7 protein-coding genes are annotated in these 12,936 nt (G+C 49.8%); 4 read left to right on the plus strand and 3 right to left on the minus strand.

Annotated elements, in window-relative coordinates:
* Window positions 1–11: 11 nt before the first annotated feature.
* Together recQ and AC58QC_RS24050 are read right to left on the minus strand one after the other, a co-directional pair.
* Window positions 12–1,823 carry a DNA helicase RecQ gene (gene recQ / locus AC58QC_RS24045; RefSeq protein WP_497417574.1) on the minus strand — a complete coding sequence of 604 codons (1,812 nt, stop codon included), beginning with the start codon at window positions 1,821–1,823 and terminating at the stop codon, window positions 12–14.
* 39 nt (window positions 1,824–1,862) lie between these two features.
* Entirely contained in the window at window positions 1,863–2,156 is a 294-nt protein-coding gene (locus tag AC58QC_RS24050; RefSeq protein ID WP_497246133.1) for a hypothetical protein, read from the minus strand.
* A gap of 193 nt (window positions 2,157–2,349) precedes the next feature.
* Between AC58QC_RS24050 and AC58QC_RS24055 the strand changes: the two genes are divergently transcribed.
* Complete coding sequence (locus tag AC58QC_RS24055; RefSeq protein WP_497417575.1) at window positions 2,350–3,948, plus strand: SWIM zinc finger family protein; 1,599 nt, start codon at window positions 2,350–2,352, stop codon at window positions 3,946–3,948.
* On the plus strand, window positions 3,936–6,812 hold the full coding sequence (locus AC58QC_RS24060; protein ID WP_497417576.1) for a DEAD/DEAH box helicase: 2,877 nt from the start codon (window positions 3,936–3,938) through the stop codon (window positions 6,810–6,812). Before AC58QC_RS24055 ends, AC58QC_RS24060 begins: the two co-directional genes overlap by 13 nt.
* Before the next feature lie 273 nt (window positions 6,813–7,085).
* Here the strand turns inward: AC58QC_RS24060 and AC58QC_RS24065 are convergent, their stop codons facing one another.
* On the minus strand, window positions 7,086–8,267 hold the full coding sequence (locus AC58QC_RS24065; RefSeq protein ID WP_497417577.1) for an EAL domain-containing protein: 1,182 nt from the start codon (window positions 8,265–8,267) through the stop codon (window positions 7,086–7,088).
* 211 nt (window positions 8,268–8,478) lie between these two features.
* Between AC58QC_RS24065 and AC58QC_RS24070 the strand changes: the two genes are divergently transcribed.
* Both AC58QC_RS24070 and AC58QC_RS24075 read left to right on the plus strand, forming a co-directional pair.
* The gene (locus AC58QC_RS24070; protein ID WP_497417578.1) at window positions 8,479–11,361 is read left to right on the plus strand and encodes an ATP-binding protein; all 2,883 of its coding nucleotides are present in this window, start codon (window positions 8,479–8,481) and stop codon (window positions 11,359–11,361) included.
* A 119-nt stretch (window positions 11,362–11,480) separates the two neighbouring features.
* Window positions 11,481–12,839 carry an MFS transporter gene (locus AC58QC_RS24075; RefSeq protein ID WP_497417653.1) on the plus strand — a complete coding sequence of 453 codons (1,359 nt, stop codon included), beginning with the start codon at window positions 11,481–11,483 and terminating at the stop codon, window positions 12,837–12,839.
* Window positions 12,840–12,936 lie beyond the last annotated feature (97 nt).

The raw sequence follows: 12,936 nt of genomic DNA on the forward strand, positions 1-12,936 counted from the left end.
CCTCCGCTCCCTCACTCGAAATCATACGCTACTGCGCCCATATCGCTCTCTCCCGCATACGTGCGAAGCAACTCCAGGAAGGGTTTCCCGTAGTTGCGGTATTTCACCTCACCGACCCCTTTGATGCGCAGCATCGCGGCTTCCGTAGTCGGACAGCTCTCACTCATCTCACGCAGCGTACTGTCGGCGAAAATAATATACGGCGGCACCTTCTCGCGCGCAGCCATTTCACGACGCAGCAGTCGCAGCTGCTCGAATAAGGTATTGTCCATCGCGGCGACAGCGCGAACGGGCTGTTTGCGCACCTTTTGGTTAACGGGCAACTTACCCTGAAGCACTTCGGCAGCAGGCTGCATCAACCGAACAACGGGATATTGCCCCTCGGACAGCTGCAAGAAGCCTTCAGAAATCAGGACATTAATCAACTCTGCTATTTCTTTCTCGGGCAGATTGCTCATAATGCCGTGCGTCGGAAGACGATCGAACCGATAGTCCATAATCTTCTTCGCCTTGGAGCCCTTGAGCACCGAAGCGACCATGGAAATCCCGAAGCGCTCGTTCATACGGCGGATGCAGGAGAAAATCTTTTGCGCCTCGACGGTAATGTCGACAGTGTCCCGATCGTCCTTACAGGAGCTGCAGTTCCCGCAGGTATCCTTAATATTTTGCTCATCAAAATAATGTAAAATGGCATTCCGCAAACAGCGCGGCGAATAACAGTAGTCGATCATGGTTTGCAGCTTTTTGTACTCGTTCGCTTTGCGCTCCGGCGAGAGCTGGTTCTGCTCAATCAGGAATTTCTGCGTCATAATATCCTGCGCACTGAACAGCAGAATACACTCGCTTGGCTCACCATCACGCCCCGCACGGCCGGCTTCCTGATAATAAGCTTCCATATTTTTTGGCATATTGTAGTGAATCACGTACCGAACGTTGGACTTATCGATGCCCATCCCGAAAGCGTTCGTCGCGATCATCACGCGAATATCATCGTAGAGAAACGCCTCCTGCATATAGGAGCGCTCATCATCTGACATTCCGGCATGATACTTGCCTGCGGCGAAGCCTTTTTTACGCAACGTCTCGTACAAATCCTCAACATCCTTACGCGTCGCAGCGTAAATAATGCCGGGCTGATGCGTATGTTCCTTCACATAGTTCTGTATGTAATCCCGCTTTTTCTCTCCGCGAAGAATGGTTAGCTCCAAATTATCACGTGAGAAGCCGTTGATGAAAATCCCTGCGGTATCCAGCTCCAGTAATCTGGCGATGTCCGCTGTGACCTCAGCTGTAGCTGTTGCCGTGAACGCAGCTACAATCGGCCGATTCGGCAGCTGACGAATAAACGGCGCAATCGAGACGTAGCTCGGTCGGAAATCATGCCCCCACTGCGAGACACAGTGTGCCTCATCAATCGCAACAAGGGGTAGATTCAACGCCGCCATCCGTGCGCGAAACCGCTCCGATTCCAGACGCTCCGGTGCAATGTAGAGCAGCTTATATTTTCCCTGCATAGCTCCCTGCATGCGCTGTTCCACTTCTCTAGCTTCCAACGTACTATTTATGAACGTGGCAGCAACACCGAGCGCACCAAGCGCATCTACCTGATCCTTCATCAAGGAAATGAGCGGGGAAATGACTAATGTCACACCCTCCATCAGCAGTGCCGGCACCTGGTAACAGATCGATTTCCCGCCGCCCGTTGGCATAATGCCTAAGGTATCCTTACCCTCGAGAAGGTTCGTAATAATATTTTTCTGACCCTCTCGAAACTCGGGATACCCATAAACCTGTTGTAGAACCTTTCTTGCTCCATCCAACATAGCTTCTTTACACCTTTCTATATCGCAGTTCTTCCTGTTTTAGACCAGATAGATGACCGAAACCAATTTTTCGCCATCATGAACCTTGAGCACGTGGTTGCCTGCATCATGTCTAACCGAGCCTGCTCCAACCTGCATCACCGGTGAACTGCCTAGTCCGTAAAATATATCATCAGCCAGCGTACGCAGGCATTCTTCTTGTTCACTCTCATCCAGCTCCTGCCAGTCTTCTGCATTCATCTCCAGCAGCTCATAAAATCCATTCACCATTTCGATCCCACGTACAAAATCAGTAACAATGTCCTTATATTCACGACCAAATTTAATACCCACTCGCGCAGTCTCCCTTCAAGAAGCATTTCTCTAGCTTCACTTTATCATATTCTAGGTGAGAATGCAGGGTTAACCCCTTTCGGCACGGATTAAAAATATCACCTTTGGCATAAACTGTGGAAATGGGCAATTTCGGAAAAAATCTGTTACTATGGAAGAAGGAATGCGCCGCTCGGAGGGTAGGAACGATCACATGTTGAAACTTCAAATTCCCAAAAATCGAATGAACTACCTCATCAAGCAAATCCCGCTTCACTTCGACGCCACCCGTCTGGAGAAAGGCTGGGAGTATTATCATAAAGGCCGAGTGACCGAGGTTGATCTCAAAGGGCTTAGTGTCCTGGCCACTGTCGCAGGCAAACAGATCTACACAGCAGAGGTTCATTTAGAAAATTTCGCTGCGAGTACCTGCACTTGCTCCTTTGAGGGCTTCTGTCAGCATATTGGTGCAACGTTTTTCAGCTTGTACGCTACTTATGGTCGACCTGAGCTTGTCCTGCAGCAGTTAAAACAACAAATCCTTACACGGAAGAAACCAGCTCGCGGTGCTGCAGCTTCTGTTATGCAAGAACGCAAAGCAGCCGCACAGGCGAATGTGCCTTTGGAAGAGAGTATGCCTAGCGATTGGCATCGTTTTTTTGAAGGGAAATTTCACGGCTTCTCCATTTCTCACCAGCATTCCATAGAAACCTTCTATGAGTCTGCCTTGGAATCACTTCCCCCATATGCGGCTAGTTGGCGCGATACAACGCGTGAACTCTATATGTTCCATATCGTGTTGTTCATGATGCGGAAGATCGAACAATTTTATCAAGAAACGAAAAGCTCCTATTTGTCCTACTATCACGAAAATGGGTGCAAAATCGCCGCCAAGAACTGTGAAGATAAGCTTGTCGAATTCGTCGAAAGGATCGATGTGAATCGATCTTTCCTCGCGGAACCGAAAGTCTGGCTATCGACGATGAAAATGGTCGGAGAATCCGCCTTGCAAGGCAAGGACAGTCCCGTGGATTGGCTGTTCGTGTACCGTTTCATCTGGTGGAAGCTGACTGATCAGCCTAGCGCACAGAAAGAGGAAGTAACGCGCCTCGACGGCCTTTTGGCCAAGAAGGAGCTGCTTCCAAAGAAGAAGGATACGTTGCTTGCGGCTAGGGCGCATTTTGATATTATGCAGGGGCATACCGAGCAAGCCTTCGAACGGCTAGGGCAGCTGGCTCATCCGCATGCGAAGGACTTCTTCCTCTATTTAAATACATGGAAGAACGATAATCAGTGGGACCACATGCTGGTCTGGCTGCGTTGGCTGTTCCCGTCGATTGCGAATGCGAATCATGATGATTTCCGTACTTTCTGCCAGTATTGGCTGGATACGACGAAGCATCTCGCGAATGACAGTGAGTGGGTACAGGTAATGGAATCCCTATTGCCTCGTTCCTACTACTATTACACAGCGTATTTGCTGCAAACGAAGCGTTACCGTCAGTGGGTGGATTTACAGCTTGCGAATCGAATTTCACCCTTAAATCTGTATGGTATGGAGCTCAAAGCGATCGAAGAGCATGACTCCGCACTGCTCCTTCCACTTTATCACCAAGCAGCCGAACGGGCTGTTCTGGAGAAAAATAGGGCTTCTTACAAGACGGCAGTCCGCCTCCTTAAGAAGCTGCATAGCATTTATAAACACATCGGCCAGGATGACCGCTGGGAGCACTATATTTACCGCTTAGCGGATAAGTTCTCGCGTTTGCGTGCTTTCCAAGAAGAGCTCAAGAAAGGAAAATGGATTCGATGATCGAAACCAGCGCGCTGACCGTTCACGTTAGTTCCTTACCTAACGGGTCATTATTTCTATGGGGTTCCCGTGAAAACGGCGGTATTTGGGATGCTCTTGATTTAAAACATATGCTATTCGCCTGGCATCGCGCCTCCTTCTTCGGCACCTTCATGGAACCAAGTGAATGGCAAAATCGGGAAGGGATCGAGCTGCAGCCGCTTGAAGCGCTCGACTATTTCAGCGAACCGCTGCCGGTTCAGCACTTAAGGCTCAATTGGCACGCTTCCTGTGCCGATTTGATGCGTCTAGCTCCTGCTGTACGCGAGTCGCTCGCGACAGGCCGCTTCATGCCGGACTATGAGAAATGGAAGTCCGGCGAAATCGGATGGAAGCTGCAGCTGCCCGAAGAGCTGCAGCTTTTAGAGACACCAGCGGTTTCACGCTGGATTCATGCGCTGATTCCGGAGTGGGTCGATGCCGACGGGATCATGAAGGACAATTTACGCAAGCTGGAAGCCGCGTATCCATTAATGCGCCGCGGTGATGTCACCGGCGAGGTCTGGCTGGACGAGGAAGACTGGCTCGTCAGTATCGGTTGGCGTCAAGACCGGACGCCGATGCGGACGTGCCTGCAGCTCGTCGAGCCAGACCTCGCGCACGGCGCAGGCTGGCAGCTGCGCGTGCTGCTGCAGGACCGGCTGGCGCCGGAGGTGCTGCGCACCGTGACGACCGTCGGCGAGCCGGTCGCAGGTGAACAGCCACTGCCAGAGGCGTGGCTGCCCGAGATCGCCCGCGTCGAGCGTGACGCGGCGAAGTGGGTGCGCATCCTGCCGTGGCTGGATGCGGGCGAGGGCGTCCTCCGTCAGACGTTGACGGAGGAGGAGGCTTGGCGCTTCCTCGCAGAGGGAAGCGTGCGGTTGGTTGAGGCAGGAACGAGCGTGTTCCTGCCAGCGTGGTGGGACCGCATCCGCAAGATGCGGCCGAAGCTGCGCGCAAAGATCAAGTCTTCCGTCGGTTCTGGACGGGAGGCAATGTTCGGGCTGACCCAGCTGATGCAGTTCGACTGGAAGCTGGCTGTTGGGGACTTGGAGTTGACGGAAGAGGAATTCCGTCAACTGCTCGAGGAGAAGCGCAAGCTGATCCAGATTCGCGGCAACTGGATTCAACTCGACCCGAAATTCATGGCACAGGTCGAGCAGATTATGAAACAGGTGCACAAGAAGCAGGGGCTGTCCTTCCGCGATGTGTTAGAGCTGCATTTTGCCGGTGACGCGGGCGGATTGCTGCCTGCCGAGGATGATCCGGATGCCATGCGCTACCTCGACATGGAGGTTGAGCTGAACGAGCAGCTGCGCCACATGATCGACCAGCTGACGCAAACCTCGGCGATCCCGACGATTGAGCCGCCGGCTAGCTTTCATGGTTCGCTGCGCCACTATCAAGTGGACGGCATCTCGTGGCTGCTGTTCCTGCGCCGTTTTGGCCTTGGCGGCTGCTTAGCCGATGATATGGGTCTCGGGAAGACGATCCAATGGATCACGTACTTGCTCACGGTTAAGGAGAATGAACAGCCAGATACACCGTCCTTGCTCGTTTGTCCGACCTCCGTGTTGGGCAACTGGCAGATGGAGCTGAAACGATTTGCACCTTCCTTACGCGTTCATCTTCACTATGGACCGCAGCGGTTAAAAGGCACTGCCTTTGGGGAGAAAATTATCGGCAAGTATGATCTTGTTTTGACATCTTACACGCTTTCCCATCTAGATGAGAGTGAGCTGGGTGCTATTGCTTGGAATTCGATCTGTTTGGACGAAGCTCAAAATATCAAGAATGCTTATACAAAACAAGCCACCGCGATTCGCCGTTTGAATGGGTTTCATCGCATTGCATTGACGGGTACGCCGATTGAAAATCGGCTTACGGAATTGTGGTCTATTTTCGACTTTGCGAATCCCGGCTACCTCGGCACCGTGCGCGAGTTCACGCATCGCTATGTGAATGCTATTGAGAAGACACGCGATGAGGCGACGATCGGCAAGGTGCAGAAGCTGATCCGACCGTTCTTGCTGCGGCGTGAGAAGAAGGATCCTGCTATTCAGCTGGATCTGCCAGAGAAGAACGAGTCCAAAACGTTCATCTCGCTCACAGCAGAGCAAGGCTCGTTGTACGAGAACTACATCCAGGATATGTTCGATCGACTGGATAAGCTTTCGGCCATGGAGCGGCGCGGGCTCATCCTCGCCGCGTTAACGAAGCTCAAGCAGGTGTGTAACCACCCTGCTTTGCTGCTCAAAGAAGGGCTGGGCGCACCCTGGAGCGGACGCTCGAACAAGCTGGAGCGCTTGCTCGAGATGGTGCAGGAGCTGCGCCAAGAGGGCGACAAATGCTTGATTTTCACGCAATTTGTCGAGACCGGCAACCTGCTGCAGCATGTGCTTCAACAGGAGCTCGGCGAAAAAGTGCTGTTCCTGCACGGCGGAACATCCAAGAATGGGCGCGATGAGATGATCGCGCACTTTCAAGACACTGATGACCGGCCGGAAGACGAGAAGCGAAATGTGTTCATTCTTTCGCTGAAGGCCGGCGGCATCGGGCTAAACCTGACGGCGGCGAATCATGTGTTCCACTACGATCGCTGGTGGAATCCCGCCGTCGAGAATCAGGCGACGGACCGCGCCTTCCGGATCGGCCAGACGCGTCACGTGCAGGTGCACAAGTTCGTGACGCTCGGCACGCTGGAGGAGCGCATCGACGAGATGATCGAGCGCAAGCTCGGCCTCAGCCAGCAGATCGTCGGCTCCGGCGAGAACTGGATCACGGAGCTGTCGACTGACGAGCTGCGCGATCTGTTCTCGCTCCGCCGCGAGTGGGTGGAGGCTTAAAAGCGCACTTGAGCAGGTGTGGTTATGGCTTCACTTTGGTAAACACAAAAGAGGTTATCCCAAGCTTCACCTGGGGTAACCTCTTTTGTGCTCCATGCATATCCGATTTTATCTATTTATCTGGCTATTTATCTGGTTATTTCTCTAACACCAACATGCCAGACCAACGAGTTAACTGTGTAAACTCCAGCTATTTTTGCTCTCATCCATCTAGTTGCTCCTAGCGAGTCGTGCTAAGTATTTTTTCACTCTCGATCATGTGTTCATACTCCCTCATATCACCAAATCCAAAAACAAATAATATCCCTCGCCAATCGCAGACGAGTAAGTTTGAATCTGACGCGAGGTATCCAAGTCGGTATAGGCTTGGGAGAGGATGCCCTGCTTTTGCAGGTTCATCATCAGGATGTTGGAGATGAAATAGGGCCGCCATGTCCAGTTCGCTTGCCGATATCTCTCATCCTTGCTCCATCCTTCCTCTGTACGGGAGTAGTTGGATGAGGTCTGATAGCCATCCCCCTGGCAGATGTACATACGAATACAATTGTCTGTAACGTTGCCAATAATTTGTTCGATAACAGCATCAGCATCCTCGGCATTCGAGATGTGAACAGCGTCGTTGATCAGCATATCCAGCTTCTGATGTACACTCAGCAGGCGATGATATCTTTGGAACTCGTCCTGACCGAACGACTTTATTTCTGCTTCCAGCATAGCTTTGTACGCATCTGGTCGATGCAGCTCGGGTTCAGCTTTTGAAAATAAAAAGCCTTGCACATATCTCGCTCCCACCTGCAAAGCGCTGCGCAGCTCCTGCTTCGTTTCGACGCCTTCAACGAGCAAGGAGGCTCCAATCTGAGCTGACACAATGGAGAAGGATTGCATGACAGCCTTATAGCCATCGTGGACAATGCTCTTTTTCAAAATATTCAGGTCTATCTTCAAGATCTTCGGCCGCAGGCTGGCAATTCGATCAAAATTACTAAAGCCACTCCCCACATCGTCAATGGCTATGGTACATCCAAATTCACGGTACAGTTCAACAATCCAAGTCAGCTCCTGGAGCTGGCCGGTAAACTCCTCTTCCGTGATTTCAATGACAATCCGTGAGGGGGTAATCTGATATTTTTTCAATAGCTCAATGGTTGGCAAGACACCCGTTCGCTTGTAGGTTCTATATATCCAAGAAGGCTTTAAGTTAATAAACAGCTCGCTCTCGTCGGATGCGGCGGCTATTCGTTCTATGGCCTGCTCTCTTAAGTGCCTATCAATTAGAAGATGCGTATCCTCGGAAATGTCGGGATCCTTGAAAAAGGGGCCTAAGCTCTCCACGCCGCTTTCGCGAGTCCGTCGCCCCAGTGTTTCATAGCCCATTATTCGTTGACTCTGCAAAGAGATAATCGGTTGAAAATAGGGACGTACTTCGTGACGCGGCGGAATCTTGATGTTTTTCACCTGCACAGTGCGCCTCCTTCTTAGGGAATCATTCATGTTACATGACTTAACATCACACGGGTCATTGACTCATATTTTAAACGACAATACTACTTTCCGCAATCTTTTGTGTAAGAAAACATAACATTATAGACTTGTAGAGGAATTTGTTGAGGTTTGTCGAAATTCTATGAGATCTTTTATTCTATTAGAAGTAAGGTGACCGATTGGGATGAAAACATTCACGAGATCACGAATCTCTCTGCTATACGTCATTTTAATTGTCGTTTTATTAATCATCGTCAATGTATCCAACAATTTGGCTTCTCGGAATATGGAGAATCAAAGCAACGCGATCGTGAACGAGGCTATCCCCATTTTAACGACAGCCAATAGCTTATTGACCAACTTAATTAATCAGGAAACAGGTCTCCGAGGCTACGAACTTGCTGGATCTGAGCAACACCTTGAACCCTATACCTTGGGTAGAGATCAGGTCGCCATGGATTTAAACACGCTGTCCACGTATGACAAAAAATATCCAACGCTACAAATCATTATTGATACGCAAGCGGTACCTGCCATTACGAATTTGCAAAAGTACTATGATACCACCTTGGAATTATTTCGAGCTGGCAAGATTGAAGAAGCAAGAGCCCGCGTCAACGGCGGCAAAACGTTAATGGATCGTTATCGGGTCGTTCATACGAGTATCGAAAATAATATCGAACAGATTACATCACAAGCTTATTCCTCTTCACATAAAGCAGCCTCAACCGCTCGCATGATCACGAGGATCGGCAGCCTGATCGCACTTCTTGCAGGGGCCCTGTCCATTATTATTTCCTTGCGATCCCTCCAAGCGGAGAAAGAGCTTCGCAAGAGTGAGGAAACATACCGCTACATGGCGGAGAGTCTGGAATCTCAGAATGAGGAAATTATTGCCCAGCAAGAGGAACAGCAAATCACCCTGGCCAAGTTGTCGGAACGCGAACGGGATTTAGAACTCATCTCCTCCTACCAGGAAAAGCTCACCGGCTATGTGAAGTTAACGGATTTTTTAAAACACACACTGCCTGCTCTACTCAACTCACTTGCTCAGGATGCCGCGTTAGTCGTCTTAGAACGTCATGACCAGGAATCGGTGACGTATGATGTTATTCATTCCATCGGGTATCCCAAGGGTCATATTCAAGCTTCTCGCAGCGAACTCTTCGGCCCAGCCAGACGTGTATTCGAGGAAGGCATTTCGATCACTCATACGAGAGATGTGACAGGTAATGAGCAAGGTGTCCATAATGGCATGACGCGAGCGGTCGATCATTACGTTCCTCTAACGAATGACAAGCAAGATGTCATTGGTTTTCTCTTACTAACAACCTACCAAAGCTCGCTCTATCAAGACGATAATCAGCGTCTGACCAAAGGATTGGTACGTCAATTCGGGCTAGCGTTCTATGCGCAGGTTGTGAATGATGAGAAGCTGCAGCAAGCCGAGAGCCTAGCGGAGCTGAACGATCAACTCACTGCAGAGAAACAACTTTTAGAAGGTCAACATGATCTCATTCAAAATATTTTGGAATCCGCCCACGAGGGCATGATGATGTGTGATTCTCAGGGAACGATTCTCTTTTCCAATCATCGTATGAGTCAGTATTTCGGGCTTAATGAACGTATCGGCCAAAACCTAGTTACCTGCAGCTATGACATCGGAGCCAACTTACCTAGCTTTCATGGGGTGGCCGCTTCCATCGAAGCCTTGATTGACCGCTCGCTGTCACATTTAACGCAGCGATTTAGCTTCCAGCGTGATGAGCAGCTCCAGCATGCCGAGCTTTACGCAACGGTCGTTAGTGAAGGCACCGAGCAGCAAGGGTACCTATTCGTTTTCCGTGACCGTACGGAAGAAGAACGCGTTGATGAAATGAAAAATGAATTCATCTCCATTGTTTCACATGAGCTGCGGACTCCGCTGGCCAGTGTGCTTGGCTTTATCGAAATTTTACTGCATCGTGATCTTCCGCAAGAGAAGCAGAAACGCTACATGGAAACCATTTATAACGAGGCCCAGCGCCTCTCGAATTTAATCAATGACTTCTTGGATCTGCAGCGGATGGAGTCCGGTCGTCAATCGTACAACTTCTCACCGATTAATTTGCAGTCTATTGTCACTGAAATTGCAGAGCAATGGGAGGATAAGCAGCTTCATCAGATTATCCTGCATCAACAAGAGCCAGAGCTTTGGGTACGGGCAGATGTCGATCGTATTCGCCAAGTATTTGACAACCTCATCAGCAATGCCATTAAATACTCGCCATCAGCTGATCATATCGACATTCACATATCGGCTCACGAAGGTATAGTTACAATTGCCATTCAAGATTATGGATTAGGCATTCCTCAGGATGCGAATGAGCATATGTTCTCGAAATTTTTCCGTGTCGACAACTCAGACCGCCGTCAAATAGGTGGTACAGGCCTCGGACTAGCCATTGTGAAGGAAATCGTAGAGGGACATGACGGGCATATCTCCTACACGTCTGAAATGGGACATGGCACCACGTTCCGAATTGAACTCGATCAATATGAGATTTCCGGATTAGACGGGAAAATCGTTATTTTCGAAGACGATGATAATCTGGCCAAATTAATTCAAGTCGCTTTGCACAAGCTGAGTCTGCCATCCATCCAGCTGCGTTCGGCTGAAGAAGGCATGATCGCGCTGAAGCGCTGTGAGGGTGAAGGTCCGATTCTGTTCATCGTGGATATTCATCTCGAAGGCGAGAAAACAGGCTGGGATTTCATCGCAGACTTGTACAAGCACCCCGTGCACGCGCAAACGCCGGTCATTGTTTCAACAGCACTCGATCCGCCTCATGATTATCATGAGAAAGAGATTGAGAAATATCTGAAAAAGCCGTTCACCATGGAACGACTCGTGCAGGTGGCGAAACGCTTGCTCGATAATAAAAGCAGCTTAGCTTATGTTTTTCCTGCCCAGAACAAAGAGACACTCTCCACCACTTTACAACGCAACGGGATTAATGTACTGAAAATGCAAGAAACGCAGGATATGATTGAGGTCGATCTTATGAAGCCCCAATCAGAAAGCTAAGGTTCCAACTGCCTGCTGTTCGTTCACTGATCTCTCCTTCCTTTCTTAGGTGGGAGAGATTTTATTATTCTTGTGAAGATAGAGGGATTTCTCTACAGAGTCGCCAATATATTAGAGAAATAGAGGTAATGAAGAGAAAGGGTGTGCCCCTTATGGCAAAGCTTGAATCCGCTTCCAATCCAGTGCGTGGCCGAAGTGTTTGGGCGTTATTTTTCTCCCTGCCGATTTTTGCATGGGCGATGTACGATTTTGCAAATACCATCTTTTCTTCCAATATCGTCACTGTTTTCTACCCGTTTTACTTGAAAGAAACGTTAGGCAAGAGCGAGGAACTCAACCAGATTGCGAGTACCTTCATCACCTACTCCAATGCGCTGTCCAGTTTCTTCTTGGTGCTCTTATCTCCCTTATTCGGCGTCTGGATTGATCGCACAGGCAAAAAGAAAGCCTATCTCGTCCCCTTCACACTTATCGCGATCATCGCAACACTACTCATGGGTTTCTCAGCCCTGTGGGAAACGGATCAAGAGTGGTTAGGGCTCAATACCTCAATTCTCGGCGTCATTCTTTTCTTCATGATCGCTAAATTTTTCTATAACTCCAGCTTAGTTTTCTATGACTCCATGATTTCGGATCTAGGCAATGAACGCGAGATTCCCCTGATTTCTGGGTTTGGTGTAGCGGTAGGTTATGTAGGCACGCTCGTCGGCCTTATCGCCTTCCTGTTCGTTAGTAATAATCACTTCGAGAGTACATTCATCCCGAGTGCGGTCATGTTCCTCATTTTCTCACTGCCGATTATGTTCTTGTACAAAGAAAAACGTCAGAAGCCTGTGGCTAGCAACAAATCTTTACTTAGCGGCTATCGCGAGATTTGGACGACGTTCAAGGAAGCTCGGAAATATCACGCAGCCTTTACATTTATGATCGCCTACTTCTTCTTTAACGATGCCATTGCCACAGCGATTGCCGTTATGGCTATTTATGCGAATACGGTCATGGGCTTCTCGACGGGGCAGTTCATTCTCCTCTATCTTGTATCCACGGTGTCTAGCATTATCGGCTCCTTCATCTTCGGTTATGTCACGCGCAGCATCGGCCCTAAGAGAGCAGTAACCGTTGTCGCCATCATACTGATTGTGGCTATCTCCCTTGCTGCCCTAGCGACGAGCCAGAGCATCTTCTGGGTAGCAGGCAGTTTATATGGTGTCTCTATGGGTGCTATGTGGGTGACCTCCCGCACACTGATCGTGCAGCTAACGCCGGAAGAAAAACGTGGCCAGTTTTTCGGCCTGTTCGCCTTCTCCGGGAAAGTGTCCTCCATTGTCGGACCTGCGCTGTACGGCTCCATTACTTGGGCATTAGCCTCGTCAGGCAACTTAGCAAGCCGTGTCGCACTGGGCTCCTTGCTGGTCCTTGTCATCATCGGGCTTGTCGTCCATATGCGGGTTCCGCAGAAATTGCAAAATCCTGCCTAATTCATGTACAATTACTACTAACCAGAGAAAAGCAGACACAGAAAACACTAGAGCATTCAAGGCTTTAGTGTTTTTTTGCAAGCATCCGATGTTTGCC

The sequence above is a fragment of the Paenibacillus sp. J22P51 genome (assembly GCF_059692215.1).